This window comes from Parasaccharibacter sp. TMW 2.1888 (assembly GCF_023167265.1).
Classification (GTDB): domain Bacteria; phylum Pseudomonadota; class Alphaproteobacteria; order Acetobacterales; family Acetobacteraceae; genus Bombella; species Bombella apis.
This window is the reverse complement of the sequence record NZ_CP030979.1, coordinates 336,366-360,418: the sequence shown is the minus strand read 5'-3', so window position 1 is coordinate 360,418 and position 24,053 is coordinate 336,366. Positions and strand designations below refer to the sequence as shown.

The window sequence follows — 24,053 nt, the reverse complement described above, 5'->3', positions numbered from 1 at the left end:
GCTGGTTTCCCCCCTGTGGGAAAGGAAACCGGCAAGGGCTTTTCATGAAAGAGGCATGACATGCAGGAGCCGTCTGATGGGCTGGTCACGCGCAGGGTGTATCCGCCGCAGGACGTGCAGGTGGGGTTCTATCATCTGACACGGACGTCTTTTGAAGCCGCCCTGCCTGCCCTGCTGAACCGGACGCTTGAGGCTGGCGAGCGTGCCGTGATCCGCTGTCAGGATGCCGGGCAGGTCAAGATGCTGGACGAGGCCCTGTGGGCCACGCCTGCCGGTGTCTGGCTGCCACATGGCAGCCGTGCGATGGGTCATGCGGACCGCCAGCCTGTCTGGCTGACAGCGTGTGATGAATTACCCAATGGCGGCGCCTTCCTGTTCCGCATGAATGGGGCCTGGGATGGGGCGCTGACGGGGTTCAGGAGGATTTTCGACCTGTTCAACGGGCATGACGGGGACGCCGTCCAGCAGGCCCGTCTGCGCTGGAAAGAGATGAAACAGGCCGGATACCGCCTGACATACTGGCAGCAGGACGCCAGAGGTTGGAGAAGGGCAGGGTAAAGCCGGACATGTCGTTTCATGACCCTTTCATGGTCTGTCTGCTGGTTTTTATGGCCGTGCTGCTCTGTGGGGAGAGGCATGTCCGCATTTTTGTCAGCGGGCTCTGGCGTTCCGTGCCACTGGCTCTCTGGCGACGGGGTGGCTGCCACATGGCAGGCATGGTCGTGGCCATGCTGGCGCTGGCAGTCTCGCACCATGTGGGGGCGGCGGCCTGTCTGGTGGCCGTGTCGCTCACCCTCATGGGAGGAGGGACCGTTTTTCAGCCCGTCTGGGGGATTCCGGCGCTGGTTGGGTATGGTCTGCTGCCTGATGGGGCAGGGGGCGTGGGGTTGATGGCCGTCTGTCTCTGGGCTGCGGGCCGGGCCGGCAACGATGGGGCGGCCCGTCTGGTCGCCCTGTTCCTGCTGCTGGGGCTGGGGCATGGGTTGGCTGCCCTGCATCCTCTGGGGTGGGTTCTGGCCGCTGTCGGTCTGGCGGGGGTATGTCTTCTGGCCGGGGCGTGGCCGGACCGGCTCTCCCTGTATCGGCACTGTCGGTTGGTGCGGCCCGTGCTTCTGTTGGGCATTGTGGAAATTTCACGCCAACAGGGCATGGACCTTGGGGTGGAGGGTGCCCTTTTTGCGCTTCTGCTGGACCTTGTCTGTCAGTCTCTGGCTGTGATCTGGCACCGGGCGGCCCTGCTGCTGTTGCCAGCTCCGCCGTTGCCGGGATTTGTCGTAGGGTGGGTTGGTCTTCATGCGGCTTTGGGGTTGAGCAGCAGTACGGAAGGATGGACCGTGGTGGGCTGTTTGCTGGGGGTGGCCATCATGGGGCTTGCCTGTGGGGATGGCATGGTGCTGCTGGGTGAAGGTGCGGCCGTCCTGCCAGAGGAGCGCCGCCGGTCCTGGATATGGGGTCTCTTTCTGGCCATGGGGCTGCCTTCGGCCTGTGGCATGGTGGCAGGCTGGATGACGGGCCATGGTGCGGGTTGGGCGGCCTGGTTGTATGGCCTGTCCGGTGGTGATGGCAGTCTGATGGCTCTGCCGCTGTTCTGGGCGGGCCTGCTGCCTCTCTGGTTCTGCCTGTCCCGTGGGCGCTGGCGTGATGGGCCGGATGCTGGCCTGCAACGGGGTGGAGGGAGCAGCCCCATGCTGGGTAGTCTCCAGCCTTACATGCAGGCACAGCCTGTCCGTCCCCGGGGCCTGCGGCGGTGGTTGATGCGGGGGCAGCGGCAGGTTCGCAGTGTTCGTCTTTCCGCAAGGGAGATTCTGTCCCTTCTCCCTGTGCAGGAGCCGGAAGCAGTTTTCTGGCTTGTCTTTCTGGGGGGTGTGCTGGTTGTCATGGGGCTGGCGCAATGATGGGCATGGTTCTGCTTTCTGGCCTTCGTGTTCTGCTGGAGCTGAGCCTTCAGCTGGCCGTGATCCTGCCTCTCCTGCCGGTAATGTTCTGGCTGGGGGAGGATGTTCCGGCCCTGCTGGTTGGCAGGGCTGTGGCACCATTGCGGGAGAGATATGGCCGGATGGCTGCATTCTGGCGGCTGACCCTGCGGCATGGCCTGCCGCTGGAGGATGGGCTGATGCTGGCTCTGGGGCTGCTGGTGCTGCTCTGTCTGGCGGGTTTGTCCATCGTCATGCCGGATGTCGGTGCCGTGATGGGTGCATGGCTGGCGGACCCGTTGCTGATGGGGAGTGTTCTGCTGGCTGGCGCTTTCTGGGCTGTCCCGGGGCCGCTCTGGTGGATGCATGGACGCTGCTGCCTGGTCCTCTGTCTGACAGAAGCTTTCATCGTGCTGGCGGCTCCGGGTGTGACCGGCCTGCGGGGTGTGCAGCAGCTTTTGCTGGCGGCACCGGGGTCCAGTCTGGCTGGGACAGCCCTCTGCTGTGCCGTGGCGCTGGCCCTGACGACCTCCCTGCCGGATCGCCAGACACTGGCTGATGACATGGTGGCGAGGGGCCAGCCTGTTGGCCGGTTGGCACGGGATCAGCGACAGGTGATCGTGGGCGTGTATCATGCTGGCTGGTCGCTGCTTCTGGGGGATCTTCTGCTGCCTGTCCTGTTTGGTCTGGAGGGGCCGGGGGGAGTTCTCGGGCTGTCTGTCAGGTTCGTGGGGGGGAGTGTTCTGGTAGCTCTGGGGCAGATGACAGGCATGAGACGGCATGGACGGTTTGTGGCCCTTCTGCTGGGGCTGGCCGGGTTGATGGCGCTTGCCGGGAGGTTTGCCGTATGATGGCCGGGTTTGCCTGCGCACTGGTATTCGTTCTGCTGAGGCTGGGGCGGGATGGTCGCTGGCTGCCGCTTTATGGCGGGTTCTGCGCCATCATTGCGGGGACATCCGGTACGGGAGGGCTGGCAGGTCTCTGTGCCCTGCTGCTGCCGGTCTTCAATCTGATCCTGTGGGGGCTCGTGCGGCATTTTGCTGTTGGCCAGCAAGGGCGTCTCCTTGCCAGTGGGCGGGGTTTGCTGCCTGTCGTGATGACATTGCTCCTTCAGGTTGTTCTGGCTTTCTTTGGGGCAGGTCTCGGACTGGTGCCGACTTTTGGCATCGGTCTGGTGCTGGCCGGTTTGTGTGCAGCAGCCTGTGGTGTGGCTCTGGCCCAGTTCTGCGGGCTGATCATGGCTGTGGATGGCCTCATGGTGATGGCGGCCATCCTGCCTTCATGGGGGCTGTTCGTGACGGCTGTGGCACTCTGGGCGGTCATGGTGTTCCTGGCACTTGTGCTTCTGCCCCGGCTGGCCTGGTTGCGGGTGGAGGAAGGGTGATGATGCTGGCTGCCGCGTCTTTCTCTTCCGGACTGTTTGCCTCTCCTGTGCTGTTCGGGCTGATGTGCTGGCCGTTTCTGGTGGTCTGGGTCCTGTGGGCTTCACGCCGGCCCGATCAGGCCAGCTTCATGGCACGGCTGGGATTGGGTCTCAGTGGCCTGGCCCTGTTGGGCTGTTCGTCCGGCATGACGTGGGGACAGGAGGTCTGTCTGGCCATGGAGGCCTGTGTACCGGCGCTGCTTTTTGTTCTGCGGGGCAGAACTGAACCGATCACGGGGACGGCGTCCTTCAGGGAAGGGATGAGCGTCTATCTGCCCTTTCTGGTAACAGGTTGCGTGTTTATGGGGCTTCTGCTGCGCCCCCCTCTGGCAGCCCTGTTTTTTGATGGTGCCGGGACTGTCCTGCTGGCCTGGTGGGATGGCCGGGCAACCCGGCGGGCCATGCCTGCCTGGGAGGTGGTCCGTCTGCGGCTGAGTGGCCTGATACTGGCGGGGCTTGGCTTTGCAGTGATGCAGGGAGGGGGTGTGTTTTCCAGCAGCGAGAGTGCAGCCCAGGTTGGGCAGGTTCTGGCGCTGACAGGGTTGTGCATGATGGCGGGGCTGGGGAGTGCCGTGTCCAGCCGGGCAGAGCTGGTCCTGCTGGATGCGGGGCTGCGTTTTGTTCCGCTGTTTCTTATGGCGTTGCTGGCCGTGACCCCTTTCATGCGGCACCTCATGGTGGTGGCTGGACTGCTGGCTCTGGCAGGCACGTTTCTGGGGCGACAGGGCAGTTTTCCACTTCTTTCATGGATGACGGGTTTGGGCGTGCTGGCTGCGGGAACAGGGCAGATGCCATGCCTTCTCCTGCTTTATGGGGGCGCCCTGCTCGCCACGGCCCTGCGGCTGGGATGTGATGGCCTGCTTCTGGGAGGTGTGGCTGCCCTGCCGGTGCAGATGGTCCTGCCCGTCATCATGATCGTACTGGCTGTCATGGCGCCGCTGCTGGGCTGGCCGGCCCTGCTTGGGCTGCTGGCCTGTGTGATGCTGGGATTCCGGCATCTGGAGCTGGAAACCATGCCGCAGGGTGTTCTGGCCGTTTGGCAGCGTGGTGGCTGGGTGATGCGGGGGCTCCTTCTGCTGCTGGTTCTTCTGGTCCTGCTGGCCGTTGCGCTGCTGGTCTGGGGAGGCGTGCTGGTTCCTCCCTTGCCTGACCTGAAAGGACATTGAACATGACGGAAGGATCAGTCGTCCTGCCCGAAGGGGAGCGTGTCGGGCTGTTTCATTACCGTGTGACGGCGGAGGGCTGGCTGCATCTGTTGCAGCAGAATGTCCGGCTGATGTCCCTGCTGGGTTTCTGGGCGGATGAGGAATGGGCCACGGCCCTGTTCCTGTTACAGGGTGAGCAGCCTTTGCTGCTCAGTACAGCGGTGGTGCAGGGGCGTTATCAGGCAGCCTCGCAGTATTTCCCGGCGGCCCAGTGGGGGGAGCGTATGGCCAGGGACCTCTGGGGTGTGGAGGCCTGGTCTGCGTTGGATGATAGTCCGGCTTTGGATGATGGCAGCTGGTCCCTTGCGGCGCCATTGTCTGCCCGTCCCCTGCCTGTCAGCGAGGGGACGGGGCAGCCTTTGCCACGGTGCAGGATTGCGCCCTTCCGTACGGCCATACCGGGCCTGCTGGGTGTGGATTATGTGCTGGCCGACGGTGTGATGCAGCAGGTGGAGGTGCAGATTGCGGCTGGCCATCGTGGTGTCCTGTCCCGTCTGGTCGGGTTGACACCGCAGGAGGCCATGCCGCTGGTGGCCCGGATTTCAGCAGGTGGGTTTGTGGCCCATCCTCTGGCGTTCGTCCGGGCGCTGGAGCAGGCAGAAAATCGCCAGATAGACCCACGGGAGCGGGACAGACGGCTCATTTTGCTGGAGGTGGAACGGCTGGGGCTGCATCTGTTTGATCTGGCGCAGACGGCCCATCAGGCTGGTGCTGGCCTGATGGCGGGCCTGTGCGACCATGCCCGGGAGCATCTTGCGGGCCTCTGTACGGCGCATGGTCTGTCCCGCCGTCTGACAGACAGCATCAGGCTGGAGGGAAGCAGTGGCGTTGATGCGATGATTCCGTTTGTTCAGGCCGTGGTGCAGGGGGTGGCCCCACGGCTGGAGCAGATCAGACAGCTGGCCCGTCTGTCGGATGGACGGTTGAAGACCATAGCCACCGTGCCGACAGAACTGGCGTGGGATTATGCGCTGGGTGGGGTGATTGGCCGGGCCAGTGGGCGGTATCTGGACATGCGCTACATGGATGAGGGTGTCCGCACGCGGGCGATGGGTGGGGCTGGGCGTCATGAAGGGGATGCCTGGGCACGCAGTCGGCAGCGTCTGGCAGAAAGTCAGGAAGCCCTGAAAATCATGGAGTGTATTGTCGCCGATTATGGTGCGGAGAGTGAGCGCCAGGCCATGCCCCGCACTGATGAAGGGCTGGGCGTGGCCGAGGGAGCCCGAGGAGATGTCTGGTACCATGTCGTGCTGAAGGAGGGACGGTTGGCCAGTGTTCAGATACGGGATCCGCTTGTGCCTCTTCTGGCCGTGCTGGGTTCCGTGCTGGAAGGGCATGAGCCGGAACAGCTGGGGCTTGCGCTGGTATCTCTGGGCCTGTCGCCCGCCGGAGTTGCCTTGTGAGATGGCCTGCCTGAAAAGCTCTGGCATCCGTCATGATGTTATATTATAACATATAAAATATGATTTAAGATTCATCATGCGTTGTGTGAGGGGCTGTGCGGTTTATCAGACAGGGCGTTGCCCTCATGCTGGGTGGAGGGCTGGTCTGCCCGGTCCTGACGGTGCTGCCCGCGCAGGCCCAACCGCCAGTGGCGGAGCCTGAGACGGCCGGGACGGTGAAAACCCCCTCAGCACCAGAACATTCTCGAAACAGGGGCAACGGACCAGCACATCAGGCAGCACAGGCCCGTTTCCAGTCTGTCGAGCAGTTGACGGTCACAGGGTCTTACCTTCAGGGTGGGCGGAAGACATCCCCCAATCCCGTGCAGACCATCACGGGGAAGGAGATACAGCGCAGTGCCGTGACGTCTCTGGGGGACTATCTGCAAAGGATGCCTTCCATCGGCTCATCCGGTTCGCCGAACAGCCTGACCAACGGGGGCAAGGGGGCATCCTGCACGGACCTTCGGAATCTGGGGCAGGGGCGGGTGCTTGTGCTGATTGACGGGCACAGGGCGACCCTCAATGCCGGGTCCGAATGTGTGGACCTCAACACCATTCCGTTGCAGCAGATCGAGAAGGTGGAAATTCTCAAGGATGGCGGGTCCGGCCTGTATGGGGCGGATGCCGTGGCGGGGGTCATCAACATCCATCTGCGGCACGACCTCACGGGCAGCAACATCACCATGCGGGGGAGCATTGCGCAGGCCGGGGATGCCCGGGGTGGCGAGGTCTCCGCCTATCACGGCATGAATTTTGATGAGGGGCGGGGCAACGTCACGCTGGCGGGCAGCTACAGCACGACCGGCCCCATCTATAACCGGGACCGCAGCTGGTCAGCCCTGCCACAGAATGACAATCCGGCCACGGGCAGCCCCAGTTACGGGTCGTCCATCATTCCTTCCGGCGTGCTCATCAATCCGCAGACGGGGCAGAAGATGGTGCCGGACGGGCAGGGCGGCTTCCGCCGCTTCACCAGGGACGATCTGTACAATTTTGCCCGCTATTCCACGATCATGAACCGCCATGATGACGGCACGGCCTCTCTTGATGCCCATGAGCGGTTTTCCCGGTTCGTGACGCTCTATGGCACCATGCGATACAGCCATACGCTCGTGGAACGGACCCAGTCGCCAGCGCCGGTGCAGGGGAGTGTCCCGCCATCCACACTGCCGTCTTCATGGCTGCTGCCGGCGGCCAGTCCGTACAATCCGTGGGGGCGGGATGCGTCCATCATCAAGCGGATGGAAGATGTCGGGCCACGGCGCAATCACATCAACACTGATACATGGACCTTCCTGCCCGGCCTGAAAGGACAGCTGGGAGCCGGGTGGGATTATGACCTCTCCTATACCTACGGGCGCAGCCATCTGTCCTCTCACACGCAGGACATGATCAATTACCGCAACCTGCTGGAAACGACAGGGACGAGACAGCTGGATGTGACGGATTCCCGCAGTCCCGTGGTCTATGACCCGGGCATATGCCAGGCGGCGCAGGGCTGCGTGTTGCAGAATCCTTTTGCGCCCTACAGCCAGCAGGCGAAGGATCATGTCCGGTTCACCCAGAAGGACCGGGCCACCTATCAGCTGCGGGACACGATGCTGCGCCTGCGGAACCCGCATCTCTTTGCCCTGCCGTGGATGTATGGCGGGCCGGTCGGGGTGGCGGCAGGCATGGAACATAGGGGGGAGCAGCTGAGCTATCACCCTGATGCCCTCGTGGCGCAGGGGGCGTCCACAGGGGCGGCGGGGGCCTATACGGGCGGTGGGTTCACCGTTTCGGAGGGTTATGGAGAAATCCAGCTTCCCCTGCTGCGGCGTGCGCCACTGGCCCGGGACCTGACGGTTGACCTTCAGGGCCGTGTCTCTTCATACAGTCATTACGGAACACCGCTGAACTGGAAGACCGGCCTGCACTGGGCACCGGTTCAGGATGTGGCCTTCCGGGGGACGCTGGGCACCTCGTTCCGGCAGCCGGGGCTGTATGATGTCTATGGCGGCCAGACATTGAGCTATGCTTCTGCATCCGATCCCTGCGCCCATGTGGGAAGCTATGGCAGCCGTGTGGGAGCGGTGCAGGCACGGTGCCAGAAGGAAGGAATCAACCCGGCCAGCTTCACCTCTTCATTGGTCGGGCAGCTGCCGACCCTCTCCGGTGGCAATCCTCGGCTGGGGCCGGAATATGGACGTACGGCAACGGTCGGCATGGACATCACGCCCCACTCTCTCAGGGCGTTGCGGCTCTCTGTCGATTACTGGCATTACAGCCTGCGGGACATGATCTCGACCCTCAGCACGCAGACGCTTCTGGATGGATGTTACACGGGCAGCGAGCCGGATTTCTGTGGTGCCATCCTGCCCCGTTCCAGCAGCGGGCAGATCACGGCCATCAAGGCCCTGCCGCAGAATGTCGGTGCCCTGAAGACGGATGGTCTGGATTTCAGCCTGCATTACAGCCTGCCCTTGGGCGACAGGGACCAGCTGAGCCTTCATGAAAACACCCAGTATCTTCTGAATTACAGGCAGAAGCTGACCCGCAACGGGAGCTGGCAGGACTATACAGGTCGTCTGCTCTATCTGAATGGCAGTGGCCGACCACGGGAGCAGCATTACATCAGCACGACATGGCGGCATGACCATGTCAGCCTCATCTGGATGACACGCCTCATCAGCGGGATGAGGATGAATGACGGGCACCGTGATCTTGACCCGGCCACATCCGGGCGAACCCACGTGGGAGGAACGATCCTGCATGACGTGACGGTGTCAGGGACGTGGCACCAGTTCCAGCTGATGGGAGGCATCAGCAACCTGTTCAACCGTCGGCCGCCCTTCGTGCCGGATGGGGCCTTCAATACCGCCTTTTCCCAATATTCAGGCTACATTGCCGGAAGAAGTTTCTTTCTCCAGATGGGGGCTGATTTCTAGCCGGGCAGATGACCGTCAGGGGAGCTGGTGCGCTGGTGATGTGGAGCGGCGTTGTTCCTCTGAAGTCCCCATCACTCTGGGCAGGAACGGGCTGGCTGCCGGGACAGGTGACGGTCCGTCCCCGGATGAAGGAAAAGGCCGGGGTGGTGCAGTCGTTCCGGCAGAGGAAAGCCCATGCCTGCTTCAGCAGGCAGAGCGGGTGCAGCCGGTGCAGCATGAAGACGGAGAAGGCGGCCTCTTCATGGTGGTTGTGGCGGAACAGCCGGAACGGACCGCCATAAAGCCGCCCTTTGGAGATGATGGTGAGGCGGGACTGGTAGCATCGGCCATCCACGTCTGTCTCGAATGCGGGGAAGGGATAGGTGGACAGCAGGCGCAGGGCAGTGACGGCATAGGCGGCCCGGCCGATCCGTTTCTTGAGGGCCGTGGAGAGCTGCTGCACCACCCAGCCATCAGGACCGACCCCGACCATCTGGAGGAACAGGGTTGGGCTGGCCTGTCCTTCTGTGGTGAGCCAGCCCGGCCAGAGCGTGCGGGTCTGCCCGCTGGCGATCAGGGTGGCGTTGCGGGCGTCATGGAAGGGGACGCCCAGCTCCAGTGCCAGCACATTGGCTGATCCGACGGGCCAGAGGGCCAGAGGGCAGGGCTGGCCCAGCATGGCGTGGGCAATTTCGGCGATCGTTCCATCCCCTCCACCGGCAATGATGAGGTCCGCTTCTGGCAGGTGGGTTTTCACGATCTCCGCAGCATGGCCCCGGTAGCGGGTTTCCATGACACGCACGTCCAGCCCGGCCTGTTCCAGATGCTTCACGAAGGCGGCCTGCCGCCGGGGAGAGTGATGCCCCGCTGTCGGGTTGATGATGAGCAGTGCTCTGCGGGGATGGGGGTGCAGTGAGGAGGGTGGTAGGTGCAGGTGCATGGCGGGGGAGGGTACTTCACTCTGGGCCGGGACACTATATAGTGCCCGGCATGAACCTTCTGTTACAGGTTCTGCTGTTTTGTTCCCATTGTGAGGATCACATCTGCCATGCAGTCAGCTCCCCTGACCATGATGCTTGCTTTTCTGGATGTACAGAAATGGCGCCCCCGCCCCGTGAGGCGGCAGGGGCGGCGCATCAGGCTGTTCACGCTGGAGGCGGGAAGCTGCGAAGGCTGTGCGATGGAACTGGTGTCTCTGGGAAGCAGCGCCTACCCGTTGGAAGGGAGCGGGTTTCAGAGGGTCCAGCATCCGGAGGATGCGGACTGGCTCCTTGTCACCGGCTCTGTGACACGCTCCTGCGCAGGCGATCTGGCCAGTGCGTGGGAGGCCATGCCCGCAGGACGCAGCCTCGTGGCTGTGGGAGACTGCGCCCATGATGGTGGATTGTGGAAGAACACATACGCCACGCTGGGTGGCCTCCATGCGCTCAGCCGGGTCTATGGGTCCATCCCTGGCTGCCCGCCGTCGCCCGCATCCATTCTTCAGGCGTTGGTGGAGCTGGCAGAGGGTGGTTCATCTCCCACGGGCTCCCACGCATCTTCTGCCTCACGCCGCAGCCGCCAGTAAGACCGGCGGGAGAGTGGGATCATGACGAGATAGAGGACACCAGCTGCGGCCAGAGCGCCCCATGGTTCTGTTACCAGAATGGCGGCATAGGCACCGACGCCGACCAGCATGGGCAGAATATAGCGTGATGGCACCTTGAAGTTCTTGAAGGACCAGATCGGCAGGGTGGAGACCAGCAGCAGGGCGGTGACGATCAGGCAGCCAGCGGCCAGCCATGGGGAGTGGGCGAAATGCTCGATGCCTGTCAGGTTGTTGCGCTTGGCTTCCAGCCCCAGAAAGACCGGGAACAGCGCAAGCCCTGCCCCTGCCGGTGCGGGCACGCCGGAGAAGAAATTGGCGGCATATTCCGGTGCCGTATCGTCGTCCAGTGCGGAGTTGAAGCGGGCCAGCCGCAGGGCCATGCAGACCGTGAAAAGAATGAACGGGATGAAGGCCAGCCGCTGCGTGGCAGGCAGAGCCCAGAGCATGAGGATGAAGGGCGGCACGACGCCGAAGCAGACAAAGTCCGACAGGCTGTCAAATTCAGCTCCGAAACGGGATGTCCCCTTCAGCAGGCGGGCGATGCGTCCGTCCAGCCCATCCATGCAGGCAGCGATGAGCAGGGCCCCGGCTGCATGGGTAAAATGGCCTGTCATGGAAAATTTGATGGCGCTCAGCCCCGCACAGAGGCCCAGCATCGTCAGGATGTTGGGGACAAGCCGGTTGAAGGAAAGCCCACGGACCCGGCGCCGCTTGCGCCGGTATCTATGCACCATGGCCGTGTCGGAAGATGGCTTCTGCATATGTCTGGCCCTCAGAGCTTCGCTATGACCGTCTCGCCTCCGATCATCGTCTGTCCCTCCAGGACATCGGGGGTGATACCCGGTGGCAGGTAGATGTCCGTGCGGGAGCCAAAGCGGATGAGGCCAAACAGCTCCCCGGCCTGCACCTGTTCGCCTTCTTTCACATCACAGAGAATACGGCGGGCGACCAGCCCGGCGATCTGCACGACGGCCACCTGGCGGCCATCCCGGAGAGTTACGCGCAGTTCGTTGCGTTCATTATGTTCGGAGGCCTTGTCCAGGCTGGCATTGAGGAATTTGCCTGCATGATAGGCAATTTTCGTGACTGTCCCACTGACGGGCATACGGTTTACATGCACATCCAGTACGGAGAGGAAGGTCGAAACACGCCAGACCGGCTCACTGCCCATCTCCAGGGCAGCCGGCGGCGGGACCATGGAAACACCTGTCACACGTCCATCCGCACTGGCGAGGACGAGCCCTTCACCCTGTGGAGACGTCCGCCGTGGGTTGCGGAAGAAATAGAGGCAGAAGCCTGTGAACGCAAAGCCTGCTGTCCCCAGGGCCCGTGTCAGCCGCCATGGCGTGGCCCGCCCGAACACACCAGCCAGAAGGCCGATGCCCAGAAAGGGTGTTGCCGCACGGTGCGGCGGAGCAAGGACGAGTTTGAGAGATTTGATCAGTGACATGGGATTACTCATACGTCACCTGCTGGATGGGTCAAGTATTTCGTGACGGGGATGGGGAGGGCGTGGTCAGGGCTGGGTGTGTGCTTGCAGGGAAAGGTGGCAGGGGCCATCTTGGAGGCATGGCTTCCGTTATCCCGCTGTTTCCTGCGGGATAACCCTGTCTGGAGAGAGGTTTCATGAGTGTGGAGATAAGGCCGGTTCCCGCCTTTCAGGATAATTACATCTGGTTCGTCCGTAAGGAGGGGCACCCCTGGGTGGTGATCGATCCCGGTGAAGCCGGGCCAGCAGAGGCGATGCTGGGGGAAGAGGCTCCGGCTGCCATCCTGCTGACCCATCATCATGGCGATCATGTCGGTGGGGCGGCAGAACTGGCACGGCGCCACGACGTGCCGGTTTATGGTCCAGCGGATGTGGCAGGTGTCGATCACCCGCTGAAGGACGGTGATGAGGTGAAGGTGGCCGGGCTGACATTCCGTGTCATGGCCACACCGGGTCACACGCTGGATCACCTCTGCTATGCGCTGGAGGGTGGAACCCCGGCCCTCTTCAGTGGGGATACGCTGTTCAGTGGTGGGAGTGGCCGCCTGTTCGAGGGGACTGCGGAACAGCTTTTTGCCAGCTTCCGCCAGTTTGATGATCTGCCGGACGGGACACTTCTCTGCCCCGGCCATGAATACACGCAGGGGAACCTGAAATTCATTGCCTCACTGGGCAGAAGCACCCCTGCGCTGGAGGCCCGCAGGGCAGAGGTGGCGCAGCTCCGGGCGGAAGGGCGGCCCTCGGTGCCTGTTCCGCTGGGCGTGGAGCGGCAGACCAACCCGTTCCTCATGGCCCGGACGCCGGAAGAACTGGCCCGCCTGCGGAAGCAGAAAGACCAGTTCTGAGTTGTCAGGCCGTGCGGATGTCCAGCCCGATATCCAGTGCTTTCACGCTGTGGGTCAGCCAGCCGAGGGAGAGGATGTCCACGCCACTTTCGGCAATGCTGCGGGCCGTGTCGGGCGTGATGCCGCCGGAGGCTTCGGCAATGGCCCGGCCTTCGATCATGTTCACGGCCTCACGCAGCATGGCGGGGGTCATGTTGTCCAGCAGGTAGGCATCCGGCCCGTCGGGGCAGTCCAGCGCCTCGGCGAGCTGGGCGAGGGAGTCCACTTCCAGCTCGATCTTCATGAGGTGTCCGGCCCGCTGGCGGGCAGCGGCCAGTGCGGCGGGGATGTTGCTGCCGAAAAGAGCCAGATGATTGTCCTTGAGCATGATGGCATCATCCAGCCTGTGGCGGTGATTGCTGCCACCACCAGCCCGGACGGCATATTTCTGTAGGGCACGCAGGCCGGGGAGCGTCTTGCGGGTGCAGCAGATGCTGACCCCCGTACCTTCCACGGCATCCACGATCTGGCCCGTGGTGGTGGCGATCCCGCTGAGATGGGACAGCAGGTTGAGGGCCACACGTTCCCCGCCCAGCACGGCGCTGGCCGGGCCTTCCACCTCGGCAAGAACGTCGCCACGGGTGATGCGGTCGCCCTCCTGCCTGAAGGGTGTGAAACGGGTCCGGCCATCCAGAAGCGTGAAGGCCAGACGGGCACCGGGCAGTCCGGCCAGCCGTCCATCCTGCCGGGCGACGAAGGAGGCCCGAAGTGTGGGCTGGCCCTGCATGAGAGCCTGCGTGGTGACGTCGCCACCTGTGCCGAAATCTTCCCGCAGGGCGTTGCTGATGACCGGTTCCCAGAGCAGGTCGGGCAGGAAAAGCGTCTCAAGGGCCATGATGATGGGTCTCCTGGTGCTGGATGGAAGGAGGTTACAGGGGCAGGTCGGTCAGCTGCATGTCGATGTGACGGGGCGGCTGAAGACCGGGCGTGTCTTCCCGCCAGTGTGCCCCTCTCTGTTCCGGGCGGTTCAGGGCGGCCCAGCCGATGAGGGAGGCGGTCAGGGCGCAGAGATTCTGGCGGGCCAGTGGCAGGGTACGTTCCAGAAAATTTTCCAGTCCTGTGCGGGTGCGGAGAATGCCGAGATGCTGCTGCATTTCAGCCCGGAAAGGCCAGTCCGTCGTGAAGGTGGGGCGTGCCGGTACCGTGGCGGGAGGGGGAGCTGTTCCATCGTTCCGGCTGGTGTTGACGTCCCGCCCTGCCCATTGCCCGCAGACCAGAGCCTCCAGCAGGGAGTTGCTGGCCAGCCTGTTGGCACCATGAAGGCCGGTACAGGCGACCTCTCCGCAGGCCCACAATCCCTTCAGGGTCGTGCGGCCTGTCTGGTCCACCTTCAGGCCGCCCATGTGGTAGTGCATGGCGGGCTGGACGGGGAGAAGCTGGGTGTCCGGATCAAGACCGGCTTTTCGGCAGGCCTGCGTGATGCCGGGGAAACGTGCGCTGAAGGGGGCACCCGGCAGGGAGCGTCCATCCAGAAAGACGGTGCGTCCTTCCCGCAGCTGGGCAGCGATGGCCCGGCTGACGACATCACGGGGGGCGAGTTCTTCCGTGAAGCGATGGCCGTCATCCAGACGCAGTACGGCTCCGGCTCCCCGCACGGCCTCACTGATGAGGGAGAGGCGGCCCGTCTGGCCCGGTGCGACGAGGGCCGTGGGATGAAACTGCGTGAATTCCATGTCCCGCAGGGTAGCTCCTGCCCATGCGGCCAGAGCCAGTGTCGTACCCCGGTTGGAGAGTGGGCTGGTCGTGTGCTGATACAGCCCGCCGCAGCCGCCGCTGGCCAGAATGCAGTGCCGTGTGGGGATGAACCCGGCGGATGTCCATGCACCCTGCACTGTCCCATCAGGGGCGTGGAACCCTTCCAGCGTGGCCTGTAGCCAGTGGATGGTGTCCTTTTTCCGGGCCTGCTGGAGAACATGCTGAAGGATGACCTGTCCGCTCCGGTCGCCACCGGCAAAGACAATCCGCTCATGGCTGTGGGCGGCCTCCAGATGGAGGGCAAGCTGACCTTTTCCATCATGGGCCAGGGGCACGTCAAGCCGCAGGAGCGTTTCCACGGCACCCGGCCCTGCCTCGGTGATGCGCTGCACGATGGCCGGATCACACAGACCGGCACCGGCCCTGAGCGTATCCTCGGCGTGGCTGGCCGGACTGTCACCGGGACCGACCGCCGCTGCCATGCCGCCCTGGGCCAGGGCGCTGGATGTTCCTTCCCCTGTGAAGGAGGGAGCAAGCAGCACGCAGGGGCCGTCCATCTCCAGAGCCGCCATGAGGCCAGCCAGCCCGGCCCCGATGATGACTGGCCAGCCTGCGTGGCGGGAAAGGGCATGTCCCTGCATGGGACGGTCCTTCACTTGATGGCCAGCATCCGCTCGACGGAGCGGCGGGCCGGTTCCTGAAGGTCAGCCGGGATGGTGACTTCGGTGCTCATGGTTTCCAGAGCCTGACGGATGTTCTTCAGGGTGATGCGCTTCATGTGCGGGCAGAGATTGCAGGGACGGATGAAGTCGGTCTGCGGGTGCATGGCGGCGAGGTTGTCGCTCATGGAACATTCGGTGATGAGCATGACCTTTTCAGGTTTATGCTGGGCGATGTAGTCCATCATGCTGGCCGTGGACCCGGCATGGTCGGCTTCTGCCACGACATCGGGTGAACATTCCGGATGCGCAATGATATGGAGCGGGCCATGCATCCGTCGGTACTGGCGGATTTCCTGCGGGGTGAACCGTTCATGGACTTCGCAGCGGGCTGACCATGTGTGCATCTTGATGCCGGTTTCCCGCTCGATGTTCCGGGCAAGGAATTCATCGGGGATCATGATGACTTCCGGTACGCCAAGGCTTTCCACGACACGGCGTGCATTGCCGGACGTGCAGCAGACGTCTGTCTCGGCCTTTACGGCAGCGGAACTGTTCACATAGGTAACGACCGGCACGCCGGGGTGGCGTTCCCGCAGGGTGCGGACATTTTCCGCCGTGATACCTTCGGCCAGGGAGCAGCCTGCCAGTTCGTCCGGGATAAGGACGGTCTTCGTGGGGTTCAGCAGCTTGACCGTTTCGGCCATGAAATGGACGCCCGCCATGATGATGACATCCTGTTCCAGATTCTGGGCCTCACGGGCCAGAGCCAGACTGTCCCCCCGGATGTCGGACACGCAGTGGAAGATTTCTGGTGTCTGGTAATTATGGGCGAGGATGACGGCATTATGCTTGCGCTTCAGCTCGAGAATGGCCTCGATGTCATCTGCAAAAAGCCGGTCCCAGTCCTGCCGGGCCATGAGGGAGGCCACGGGGCTGTACAGCGCAGCGCGGGACGGAGAAGGGGCAATGCCCTGCATCATGGAGAGGTCCTTACCAAGGTTATACTCACTATGAGCATAATATAGGCCCTGCTGGAGACCATGCCAAGGGGTTTCTGCTCCGGGTGTGTCAGGAGGAAAGATCGTACCGTTCTTTCGGGAGCGTATTCTGGATGGGAGTGACTGGGCAGAGGCTCTCCACAATCAGGGGAAGGTGGCGTCTTCTGGTTGGGGGGTACGGTTACCGGAGATACCCGGAATGGAGCCAGATATGTGGGCGGAAAGGTCAGCCCTTCTCCGGGAACCGGATGGGTAATGGTGGCGGGGGCATCATCGCAGGCTCAGCCTTTGTCTCTTTCTGGCTTTGGAATACGGTAGTGGCTTCGGCTCATTCATGGCAGCCTGTCTGCTTTCGGGCAGATGCAACGGGCGAACATATCGGATTATCGTAGCACGGCCATGCAGGCGGCGGCTTGGTTACCGGATCGATGTCGCAGAAGCTCGTCGGCCTTGCCAAGGGGATGGCGGCGAACTCTGCGGGTCTTCTTGGTGGAGGGCGTTTGCATGATGAGAGCAGTGAAAGCCAGTCTGCTATCAGCGACACCATCACGGTCAATGCGGGGTGTGTCACGGGGTCATACAGTCACGACGTTGCCCATGCCAATGGTGCCCTGACGAACAGGTTTGATGCGCAGAAGCTACAGAACCAGATACAGGCCGGACAGCTTGGCACGCAGCTCGTCGGTGAGATTGTTGGAACGGCCTTCCAGAAGATACAGGATGAGGAAGATAGAAGTCGTGCGAAGCAGGGTTTGCCGCCAGCAGATTCTTCTGGCCTGTTTTCTGGTAGAGAAGTCGTGCGTGATCTTCTGGAAGCTGGCGGGGCGGCCGGTGTTGCAGCTCTGACGGGAGGTAAGCCGGCTGCTGCTGGTCTGGGTACGCTTGCCGGGAAAGTGACGGCAGCGACGACCCGTCCATTGGCGGAGGCCGTGGCGACGGGGCTGACGGGCAGCAGCGACGGTACGCTGCATGACAGTATTGCCAACATGTTCAGCAGTGCTGCCGCAGCGGCTGGTGGGGCTGTTGGAGGACTGGTTGCGGGCAAGGGCAGTGCGTCAGTCAGTGCGCTTACTGGTGCAGCGGCGGCAGCGGCCATCGAGCAGTATAATGATAGTGCCCATCGTGGGAAGGAGGCAGAACAGAAGGAAGAGCAGCAGAAAGAAGAAACGAAGGCGGTCGTGGATGCAGTTCTTGATGGAGCATTAACCGCTGGTTCCATGATCCCAGGCCCACCTGGAACTGCCTTTGGTTATACATTGGCTGGCAGGTTGGAGCAGGAAGGACACCCATATCTTGCTGCTATCCAGGCGGGATCAGCAGGTTTGGATACCTTTGGTATCGATACATCTGTTGTTGTGTCTCCTGCGATTACCGGTTCGCTCTGGCTTGCGAAGAGTGCTGTGGTGGGGGCGATCCTCAAGTTTGGTGGAGATGCTTTCGAAAGGCTTGCTCAGGCCCAGTTTATGGCTGTGACTGGGGAGGAGTTTGGGGCTGCTTTGGCAGGACATGCAGCAGAGGGTGTCGCCAACAATGCTGTGAAAGAGGAAACGGCCGTCGGTCAGGTCATGAAGAGTGTCCGGCAGGATGAAAAGGTGGTCGCTGGAGGTACAGGGAACGGTAATTTAAAATCCGAATCTTCGGTTGTGCGTGATGATGGTTATTTAAATGAAAAACAGGTTCCTAGTAGTGAGTTTGGCAGTAAAAATGAGAATATTTCTTCCTATGAGAGAGGAATGATTCTCGTAGGAATATCACAAGCCTTACTTGGTGAGGTGGATAGTAGTCTGAGATTTGTATCGGTCAATTTTTCCAGAAATGATGTTGAGGTGATAATCGCCTTTGATAAGGAATCAAAGGATTCTATGAAAATGAATTTTAGAGGAGTGTGTATGAGAATAAAAGAGAGTCCTTATACGCAGGAGGCTGGAGATATCAGAGTATTCATAATTCGATCAGATGAACCTTTTAATATTACTGGAAGGTATGGTGTAAAGGTTTATGCTAGGAAAGAATTTTTTGAATAATAATTAATTATCTGTATTTATTAGTTATTCAATAAGACGTCCCGTGAGAAGAGCCACTTTAATACGGGCAGTCTGGAAGCCCACAGCCTTGGGAACAGTTTTGCATGGAAGAGCCAGAGCGTGGGCTTCTAGGTGGGTGTCGGGAGCGACACGCTTTCCGGGTCAATGACGAAGATAATGATCAGCTTCGGCACGGGCATGGCTTAGAACTCCATGAGCATGCTGGGCGGGAACCGTTCGCATGATGAGAGCAGTGAAAGCCAGTCCGCGCCCCCTGAGTGAATATGCCTTGGGGAAGTGTCGGTGGGTGTACCAGCACTTCACGAACTTATGGAAGAAGCAGGACAGGGAAATTGGGACAGTTTTGTGATGTCTTTCCCTAAAGATGGGCCTGTTTCAATGAAGTTCCATCATACGTGATAAAAATCGCTTAAAGAGTCGGCACATCAAGCGGTAAAAATGCCGCTCCCAGATAGCAGGAAGCCATAGCGGCTGGCCGGAAACGGTACAGCCGTGCGGGGCGTCCTACGGTTGGGCGGTCGTAGGTGCCGGTTTCTTCCACAAGCTGCTGATGCAGGACAAGGCGGCGGAAGTTGGGCTTGTGCATGAGGCGGCCAGATACCGTTTCCATCGCCTGTTGCAGCTGTAGAAGAGTGAAAGACGAAGGAAGCAGCTCAAAAACGGCTGGACTGTAGCGGGTGCGGGCACGTAGCCGGGACAGGGCCGTGGCCAGAAGGCGACGGTCATCCCGGTCCGTGTTTTTCTGTTTGGGCGGGCTGCGTGGCACCAGCCCGGATTCCCACAGCAGTTCGTAACGCTCCAGAACACGGGTATCGTCCCACGGCAGGCCATCCAGCCCAAAGGCTGGAGCGATGCGGCTCTGGCGTTCCTCATTGTCGTCGGCCCATTGCCTGATGGCCGTGATGAACTCGGCCAGCTGCTTGTTGCCGCTTTCGTCCCGGCGGTCTTCCCAGGGGAAACGCTGGTAAAGCGAACCGTGACAGCCCCGTGGATGGCTGTGGCTCAGGGCCAGATAGGTGATGTGAATATGGGGCGTCTGTTCCCGTATGGGAAAGGAGCTGAATGTATAGAGCTGCTCCATGTAACCGATGGGGCAGTGTGTCAGGGTTTCCGCCCAATGGCAGAGGCGTTTCTGCAGGGAATGATGGCTTTCCTCCAGGGGGGGAGTGTCCCGGTCATGGCGCAGCAGGGCGACGTGGGGTGCATCATCGCCCAATGTCATGAGAACGGTAATCAGGTCTGTCGGGCAAAGGCTCTGGAAGGTCATTGAGGATGAGGAGCAAGCTGGCGGAAATGGCTGTACAGGGTCTGCAAATGGTCGGATGAAAGCCCCGGGGGAACGCCGTGGTCAAGAGGGATGCTGACCGTCAGGGGATGGGAGGAGAGGGACAGCATCCGGGGGCTGGTCATCATGTCGTTCAGGAGCCCCTGCATGGCGATGGGTACGTTGCGCTGGATCCATGAACTCTGAAGCAGATCATGCAGGGGCTCCTGCCAGTTGGTCAGACTGACGGACAGAATGCCAGAAAAGGCCGGGACATAAAGTTTGCCACCAAGGGAGAGATGCGGCGGTGGCGTATTCTGTTTTCCCGGAGCCACCGGATGGATGGTGGCACTGAGCTCATGAAGCCTGAGCTGTAATGGGATGTCAGGCCAGGAGGATGTGGCATGATCGGTTTCTGGCGGCAATCTGAGGGGTGTCGTGCCGGTGCCGGGTAGCAGGGCAAAAGCAGCATGAACCTGTTCCACCCGAAAATTCTGTAGAAATGAGGAGGGATAGGTCAGCTCTCTGGCCGTGATGGCAGCGGAAAGCAGAGGCCTGTTCTGCAGGGCAGGGTCAGGTTGCGACAGGGACTGCGGTGCAAAACGGATGGTCCCGGCAGGGTGATTCAGCATGAGGCTGTGTGGCAGGCGGGAGGAGGCCAGTTCCAGTTCAGCAATGCGGAAATGTGCCCAGTACAGGGGCAGCGTGCCGTGGTCATGGCATCTGGCATCTGGTGGACAGGGAAGACTTTCCTTGCTGATGCGCAGTTTTGCCTTGCGCAGGCGCAGGGTCAGGCTTTCGCCGTTGCGGACCATGCGGAGGATGGTGCTGTCCGGCAGCTGTAGCGGAAGTTCGGTCCGTGTGGTCAGGGAATGTGCCCAGTCCAGCCAGTTCCCACCCAGGCGGAGCATGGGGGTGGCCCCGACAATATCGGCCCCGTTGAGATGGGTGTGAAAGGACACGCCGTAAAGCCGACGCCAGGCCCCGAAAGGCCATCCTCTGGCAGAGGTTTTCTGTATGGTCAGGGTTGGGGTGGGACCGTCTGAAGGCAGGGACTGGACGGCCAGATGGGCCAGCTGGTTGGAAAGCAGGGCCTGCGTCCGAAGGTACAACCCCCAGCTGCCTGCCAGAAGAGCGAGGAACAGACAGGAGGTGATCAGGATGAAATGGCGGCGGAACAGGCTCAAAATTTGTCCTCCGCTGTGGAAGAAGGACAGAATGACGGGCCTGTTACTTTGTCCCCAGAAGGTTCTTCACCTTTTGTGGAGTAATCACACCAGAATGTTGATACGGGGAAAAAAGGGAGGCCCTCTGCAGGCCTCATGAAATGTGTTGTATTACAGATGGTTAGGCAGATACCCACAGGGCAGCACTTTCATGGTCTATACCTGCGTCCATTCCGTGCGGGACAGGAATTACTGGTTATCCTTCTTCACATCCACAGAGTTTTCCACAGCTTCATGGGGCAGGTCATGTTCCTGGCAGAGTGCCTCCCAGGCGCCGCTGATGGCCGGTATGAGGTCACGCCCCTTCAGGCTGGCGGCGAGAGGCTTCCCGATGGCAACCCGGAGCGTGCCGGGGTATTTCCGCCACGGGGAATGTGGCCAGAACAGGCCGGAATTCGTCACTACGGGAAGGATGGGGCAGGTGGCCTGTCGGGCCAGAGCGATGACGCCATTCTGTAGCGGAACAGCCTGACCGGGTTTCGTGCGTGTGCCCTGCGGGAAGATGATGATCTGTCGCCCGGCTCCCTGTGCCTTTGCCACGGCATCCATCATGCCCCGCAGGGCCTGAGATCCGCCGGAACGATCGACAGGAATCATGCCGCTGAGAATGAGCATGGGACCGACCAACGGAATGGATGTCAGTTCCTTCTTGATGACATAGGCCGGCAGCGGCACGGTATTCATCCAGACAAAACCATCAAAGAAAGACTGATGCTGTGAGGCAATGAGCGCAGGGCCATCAGGCAGGTTCTCCTGCCCGCTGATGACGATGCGGATGCCGCAGAGGCGTTCCAGCCCCCAGAGCACGGCCCTGGACCAGAGCTTGGCATAGCCCAAGGCGGCATCCCGCCGGTTGAGCAGGCGGATGGGAAAGGCGAAGACCCCCATGACGAGGGTCAGAATTAGGAGATACAGGTTGAACAGGCTGCCACGGACGAGACTCATCATAATGCTCCCTGCATGGCGCAGAATCTATCCGAAGAGCAAGGGAAAAAGATGGGCGAGCCAGAAATCAGGCGGGAGGTGTTCCTGAAGCTGGAGGAACAGGGCGGAATCCTTCCTGGGCATGGTCCGGCTGGTGGAGGACCATGAGACGGATGAAGGCCCCGATCAGCTTTCCGTACTGGCTGAACATCAGCAGCATGGTGTGTGGATGAAAGGGGGTGCTCATGGCGGGAGGCTGCACCCAGTAGGGGGTGAACTGAAGCTGCGGGGCAATATCGTGGAACTCCAGCAGGGAGCGGCGCATGTGATACCCCGCCGTGACCAGAACAAGATGATGCAGGTTTTTCTGCTTTGCCCATTGGGCGGTTTCCCATGCATTGCCGATGGTAGTGGCGGCCCGATATCCAAGGCTGATGCGCTGCGTCAGATCCGGTGGCAGCGGGCCGATTCCCGTGGCGGCCAGAATATGGTTCAGCCCCGTATGGGGGGAAACGCCGGAGATCAGGAGCAGTCGCTCCGATTTCTGCTGGAGCAGGGCAATTCCGGCTTCTATGCGGTTTTTGCCGCCCGTCAGCGCAACGATGCCGTCGCAGTCAGCCGGGATGCTGTGCAGGTCCGGTGAGGGGCGCAGGGCATCGGCACAGAAGTAAATGAAACTGGCCAGCATGAGCCATCCTGCGATGGTCACCCCGCCAGAGAAGAGAGACCAGACAGTGGGGCCCGGCCGTTTCATGATGCCTGTTGCCCCTGTCTGGCACAGACCAGATGCACCATGGCCCAGCCCGCCAGTGCCATCAGGACCGGCATCAGGGAAAAGGCCAGCCAGAGCCGGACTGGCAGCAGTGATGGAGAGATGAAGGACGACATGCTTCCCTCTGCGGGTGGCAGGCGCAGCAGAGGGTGCAGAGCAGCGGTGATGAAGCCCAGTGAAGGCAGGAGCAGGACGATGCCTGCAAGGCTGCCCAGAAAGGCCATCAGGGCGACCCGCCGGGCAAAAATACGGTGAAGGACGGACAGCTTTCCGCCCAGTCTCCACAGGACGGCCTGCTGCTGCCGGTTGGCCAGAGCGACGGTTCTGGCTGCCAGATAGAGCAGGGCGGGAACGATCAGAGCTGCTGCCAGCCCAGCCATCAGGGCGACATGGCGTGCAGTCTGCTGGAGGACTGTCATGAGTGGGGTAAGCTTTGTCAGCTGGGGGGGCGGCGGAACGATGATGGCCTCTGGGGCGGTGCTGTGAACAAAGGCGGCCAGTCTGGTCATGTCCCCATGATACGAGAGGGTGAGAATCCTGGGGAGAGGCCCCTCCCACGGGGCGGACCATGCGGCCAGAAGTCGGGAAACCTCCTGCTCTGGCAGGAGGGTGGCGTGGGTTTCGGGGAATGTGGCGGTCAGGGCTTTGGGCAGGCTGTCCGCCAGGGCGGGAGCCTCCTTGCCGATCACAGGCAGAGCGATGACGATCTGGCTGTTCACCTGTCCTTCCCAGCGTTGGACAGCTCCATCCACACCATAGGGCAGGGCCAGAGCCAGCCCGGCCAGCCATGTGACGAGACAGAGGCCAAGCAGCAGGGGCCACAGGGCAGGCCGGTCTGTAGCACGGGACAGGCATGTCATGGGAGCAGCCTTTCATCTCTGGGGGACAGGATCAGCGGGGCTGCCAGATCATTCCCGGAGGCAGAAGAAATGGAGACTTCCGGTGATGGGGGGAGCCGGGGCAGGGTCAGGAGCTGGTCATCAGGGGCTGTCCCTTCTGGCTGGTGCTGCATGGCCAGAAGGGTTGTGGTGCCATTTCTGGCCAGGCCCCGCAGGGTGGAAAGAAGATGATCCCGCAGGACAGGGCAGAGGGTCAGGGCCGGTTCATCTACCAAGACGATGGAAGGCTGGGTGATCAGGGCCCGGGCACAGGCGGCCCGCATTCTCATGGTCTGACTGAGTGAGTGAGGAAGAAGCTGTGCATGGTTCTCCAGCCCGAACCAGCGGATGATGGAGTCGGTTTCCCGTTTCACATCTGCTCTGCGCAGGTGGTTCAGCTCCAGCGGCAGGGCAATATTGTCCGCCAGCGTCAGGCGGTCCATGAAAAGGGGGGCTGCCTCGATGTACCCGATGCGCTGCTGGAGCTGTCTGCGACCCCGTGCGGAAAGACCGGGTCCTGCGGCATGGTTGAGGAGGGTCATCATCCCGCCCGTGGCAGGGCGGCGCAGGGCGATGGTATCCAGCAGGGCTGTCTTGCCCGCTTCGGCAGGGCCTGTCACCCAGAGGGTGCCACCCCGTTCCAGCCGCAGGGACAGGTGCTGCACGCCACCCGGCACGAGAGACGTGCCGACAGGCAGCGGAAGCGTCTCCAGGGCGATCATGCAGGGCTCCGCAT

22 protein-coding genes are annotated in these 24,053 nt (G+C 61.8%); 10 read left to right on the top strand and 12 right to left on the bottom strand.

The window, feature by feature from the left end:
• Positions 1 to 60 precede the first annotated feature (60 nt).
• The 7 genes from DTQ13_RS01690 (at position 61) to DTQ13_RS01660 (ending at position 8,913) form a co-directional block, all read left to right on the top strand.
• Complete coding sequence (locus tag DTQ13_RS01690) at positions 61 to 558, top strand: DNA polymerase III subunit chi (protein WP_052348873.1); 498 nt, start codon at positions 61 to 63, stop codon at positions 556 to 558.
• An 8-nt stretch (positions 559 to 566) separates the two neighbouring features.
• Entirely contained in the window at positions 567 to 1,895 is a 1,329-nt protein-coding gene (locus DTQ13_RS01685; RefSeq protein ID WP_248460956.1) for a hypothetical protein, read from the top strand.
• Positions 1,896 to 1,900: 5 nt separating this feature from the next.
• A complete protein-coding gene (locus tag DTQ13_RS01680; RefSeq protein ID WP_248460954.1) occupies positions 1,901 to 2,764 on the top strand; it encodes a hypothetical protein in 864 nt (287 codons plus the stop codon).
• The gene (locus DTQ13_RS01675; RefSeq protein WP_043557906.1) at positions 2,761 to 3,297 is read left to right on the top strand and encodes a hypothetical protein; all 537 of its coding nucleotides are present in this window, start codon (positions 2,761 to 2,763) and stop codon (positions 3,295 to 3,297) included. Before DTQ13_RS01680 ends, DTQ13_RS01675 begins: the two co-directional genes overlap by 4 nt.
• On the top strand, positions 3,297 to 4,502 hold the full coding sequence (locus DTQ13_RS01670) for a hypothetical protein (RefSeq protein ID WP_248460953.1): 1,206 nt from the start codon (positions 3,297 to 3,299) through the stop codon (positions 4,500 to 4,502). Before DTQ13_RS01675 ends, DTQ13_RS01670 begins: the two co-directional genes overlap by 1 nt.
• A gap of 2 nt (positions 4,503 to 4,504) precedes the next feature.
• Complete coding sequence (locus tag DTQ13_RS01665) at positions 4,505 to 5,944, top strand: hypothetical protein (RefSeq protein WP_248460951.1); 1,440 nt, start codon at positions 4,505 to 4,507, stop codon at positions 5,942 to 5,944.
• 95 nt (positions 5,945 to 6,039) lie between these two features.
• Positions 6,040 to 8,913, top strand: a complete 2,874-nt coding sequence (locus DTQ13_RS01660; RefSeq protein ID WP_248460949.1) for a TonB-dependent receptor domain-containing protein — start codon at positions 6,040 to 6,042, stop codon at positions 8,911 to 8,913.
• Here DTQ13_RS01660 and DTQ13_RS01655 read toward each other — a convergent pair.
• Entirely contained in the window at positions 8,837 to 9,832 is a 996-nt protein-coding gene (locus DTQ13_RS01655) for a diacylglycerol kinase family protein (protein WP_248460946.1), read from the bottom strand. The genes DTQ13_RS01660 and DTQ13_RS01655 overlap by 77 nt on opposite strands.
• A 108-nt stretch (positions 9,833 to 9,940) precedes the next feature.
• On the opposite strand from DTQ13_RS01655, the gene DTQ13_RS01650 reads away from it, so the two are divergent.
• Positions 9,941 to 10,459 carry an NADH-quinone oxidoreductase subunit B family protein gene (locus DTQ13_RS01650; RefSeq protein ID WP_043557909.1) on the top strand — a complete coding sequence of 173 codons (519 nt, stop codon included), beginning with the start codon at positions 9,941 to 9,943 and terminating at the stop codon, positions 10,457 to 10,459.
• Here the strand turns inward: DTQ13_RS01650 and DTQ13_RS01645 are convergent.
• A complete protein-coding gene (locus DTQ13_RS01645) occupies positions 10,375 to 11,241 on the bottom strand; it encodes a phosphatidylcholine/phosphatidylserine synthase (RefSeq protein ID WP_081562888.1) in 867 nt (288 codons plus the stop codon). The genes DTQ13_RS01650 and DTQ13_RS01645 overlap by 85 nt on opposite strands.
• 11 nt (positions 11,242 to 11,252) lie before the next feature.
• Positions 11,253 to 11,930, bottom strand: coding sequence for a phosphatidylserine decarboxylase (locus DTQ13_RS01640; RefSeq protein ID WP_043558376.1), 678 nt, complete (start codon positions 11,928 to 11,930; stop codon positions 11,253 to 11,255).
• 176 nt (positions 11,931 to 12,106) lie between these two features.
• Here DTQ13_RS01640 and gloB point away from each other — a divergent pair, with 176 nt between their 5' ends.
• On the top strand, positions 12,107 to 12,814 hold the full coding sequence (gloB, locus tag DTQ13_RS01635) for a hydroxyacylglutathione hydrolase (protein WP_227449669.1): 708 nt from the start codon (positions 12,107 to 12,109) through the stop codon (positions 12,812 to 12,814).
• A gap of 4 nt (positions 12,815 to 12,818) precedes the next feature.
• On the opposite strand, the gene nadC is transcribed toward gloB, so the two are convergent.
• The 3 genes from nadC to nadA are packed head-to-tail and all read right to left on the bottom strand — an operon-like array spanning position 12,819 to position 16,187.
• Positions 12,819 to 13,688: a carboxylating nicotinate-nucleotide diphosphorylase gene (nadC, locus tag DTQ13_RS01630; protein ID WP_043557912.1), complete on the bottom strand. Its 870-nt coding sequence runs from the start codon at positions 13,686 to 13,688 to the stop codon at positions 12,819 to 12,821.
• A 34-nt stretch (positions 13,689 to 13,722) separates the two neighbouring features.
• Entirely contained in the window at positions 13,723 to 15,189 is a 1,467-nt protein-coding gene (locus DTQ13_RS01625; protein WP_248460945.1) for an L-aspartate oxidase, read from the bottom strand.
• Positions 15,190 to 15,200: 11 nt separating this feature from the next.
• Positions 15,201 to 16,187, bottom strand: coding sequence for a quinolinate synthase NadA (nadA, locus tag DTQ13_RS01620; RefSeq protein WP_081563426.1), 987 nt, complete (start codon positions 16,185 to 16,187; stop codon positions 15,201 to 15,203).
• A 521-nt stretch (positions 16,188 to 16,708) separates the two neighbouring features.
• Here nadA and DTQ13_RS01615 point away from each other — a divergent pair.
• Positions 16,709 to 18,232: a hypothetical protein gene (locus DTQ13_RS01615; RefSeq protein ID WP_248460938.1), complete on the top strand. Its 1,524-nt coding sequence runs from the start codon at positions 16,709 to 16,711 to the stop codon at positions 18,230 to 18,232.
• A gap of 430 nt (positions 18,233 to 18,662) precedes the next feature.
• Here DTQ13_RS01615 and DTQ13_RS01610 read toward each other — a convergent pair whose 3' ends face one another.
• From DTQ13_RS01610 to DTQ13_RS01585, 6 genes are all read right to left on the bottom strand, one after another.
• Complete coding sequence (locus DTQ13_RS01610; protein WP_248460936.1) at positions 18,663 to 19,520, bottom strand: NrtR DNA-binding winged helix domain-containing protein; 858 nt, start codon at positions 19,518 to 19,520, stop codon at positions 18,663 to 18,665.
• Positions 19,517 to 20,704, bottom strand: a complete 1,188-nt coding sequence (locus tag DTQ13_RS01605; protein ID WP_248460934.1) for a hypothetical protein — start codon at positions 20,702 to 20,704, stop codon at positions 19,517 to 19,519. The genes DTQ13_RS01610 and DTQ13_RS01605 overlap by 4 nt, the downstream gene beginning before the upstream one ends.
• 228 nt (positions 20,705 to 20,932) lie before the next feature.
• On the bottom strand, positions 20,933 to 21,688 hold the full coding sequence (locus DTQ13_RS01600; protein ID WP_103765189.1) for a 1-acyl-sn-glycerol-3-phosphate acyltransferase: 756 nt from the start codon (positions 21,686 to 21,688) through the stop codon (positions 20,933 to 20,935).
• A 67-nt stretch (positions 21,689 to 21,755) separates the two neighbouring features.
• Complete coding sequence (locus DTQ13_RS01595; RefSeq protein ID WP_248460932.1) at positions 21,756 to 22,421, bottom strand: YdcF family protein; 666 nt, start codon at positions 22,419 to 22,421, stop codon at positions 21,756 to 21,758.
• Positions 22,418 to 23,299, bottom strand: a complete 882-nt coding sequence (locus DTQ13_RS01590; protein WP_248460930.1) for a hypothetical protein — start codon at positions 23,297 to 23,299, stop codon at positions 22,418 to 22,420. Before DTQ13_RS01590 ends, DTQ13_RS01595 begins: the two co-directional genes overlap by 4 nt.
• Positions 23,296 to 24,039 (bottom strand): ATP-binding cassette domain-containing protein, encoded by a 744-nt coding sequence (locus DTQ13_RS01585; protein WP_248460928.1) that lies wholly within the window; start codon positions 24,037 to 24,039, stop codon positions 23,296 to 23,298. Before DTQ13_RS01585 ends, DTQ13_RS01590 begins: the two co-directional genes overlap by 4 nt.
• Positions 24,040 to 24,053 lie beyond the last annotated feature (14 nt).

Excerpts from the sequence above, each read along its gene's own strand:
- DTQ13_RS01590 (WP_248460930.1), bottom strand. The coding sequence starts at position 23,299 with ATGACATGCCTGTCCCGTGCTACAGACCGGCCTGCCCTGTGGCCCCTG.
- gloB (WP_227449669.1), top strand. The coding sequence starts at position 12,107 with ATGAGTGTGGAGATAAGGCCGGTTCCCGCCTTTCAGGATAATTACATC.
- DTQ13_RS01645 (WP_081562888.1), bottom strand. The coding sequence starts at position 11,241 with ATGCAGAAGCCATCTTCCGACACGGCCATGGTGCATAGATACCGGCGC.
- nadA (WP_081563426.1), bottom strand. The coding sequence starts at position 16,187 with ATGCAGGGCATTGCCCCTTCTCCGTCCCGCGCTGCGCTGTACAGCCCC.
- DTQ13_RS01665 (WP_248460951.1), top strand. The coding sequence starts at position 4,505 with ATGACGGAAGGATCAGTCGTCCTGCCCGAAGGGGAGCGTGTCGGGCTG.
- DTQ13_RS01650 (WP_043557909.1), top strand. The coding sequence starts at position 9,941 with ATGCAGTCAGCTCCCCTGACCATGATGCTTGCTTTTCTGGATGTACAG.
- DTQ13_RS01670 (WP_248460953.1), top strand. The coding sequence starts at position 3,297 with ATGATGCTGGCTGCCGCGTCTTTCTCTTCCGGACTGTTTGCCTCTCCT.
- DTQ13_RS01610 (WP_248460936.1), bottom strand. The coding sequence starts at position 19,520 with ATGACCTTCCAGAGCCTTTGCCCGACAGACCTGATTACCGTTCTCATG.
- DTQ13_RS01595 (WP_248460932.1), bottom strand. The coding sequence starts at position 22,421 with ATGAAACGGCCGGGCCCCACTGTCTGGTCTCTCTTCTCTGGCGGGGTG.
- nadC (WP_043557912.1), bottom strand. The coding sequence starts at position 13,688 with ATGGCCCTTGAGACGCTTTTCCTGCCCGACCTGCTCTGGGAACCGGTC.
- DTQ13_RS01655 (WP_248460946.1), bottom strand. The coding sequence starts at position 9,832 with ATGCACCTGCACCTACCACCCTCCTCACTGCACCCCCATCCCCGCAGA.
- DTQ13_RS01675 (WP_043557906.1), top strand. The coding sequence starts at position 2,761 with ATGATGGCCGGGTTTGCCTGCGCACTGGTATTCGTTCTGCTGAGGCTG.
- DTQ13_RS01600 (WP_103765189.1), bottom strand. The coding sequence starts at position 21,688 with ATGAGTCTCGTCCGTGGCAGCCTGTTCAACCTGTATCTCCTAATTCTG.
- DTQ13_RS01585 (WP_248460928.1), bottom strand. The coding sequence starts at position 24,039 with ATGATCGCCCTGGAGACGCTTCCGCTGCCTGTCGGCACGTCTCTCGTG.
- DTQ13_RS01625 (WP_248460945.1), bottom strand. The coding sequence starts at position 15,189 with ATGCAGGGACATGCCCTTTCCCGCCACGCAGGCTGGCCAGTCATCATC.
- DTQ13_RS01640 (WP_043558376.1), bottom strand. The coding sequence starts at position 11,930 with ATGTCACTGATCAAATCTCTCAAACTCGTCCTTGCTCCGCCGCACCGT.
- DTQ13_RS01680 (WP_248460954.1), top strand. The coding sequence starts at position 1,901 with ATGGTTCTGCTTTCTGGCCTTCGTGTTCTGCTGGAGCTGAGCCTTCAG.
- DTQ13_RS01685 (WP_248460956.1), top strand. The coding sequence starts at position 567 with ATGTCGTTTCATGACCCTTTCATGGTCTGTCTGCTGGTTTTTATGGCC.
- DTQ13_RS01690 (WP_052348873.1), top strand. The coding sequence starts at position 61 with ATGCAGGAGCCGTCTGATGGGCTGGTCACGCGCAGGGTGTATCCGCCG.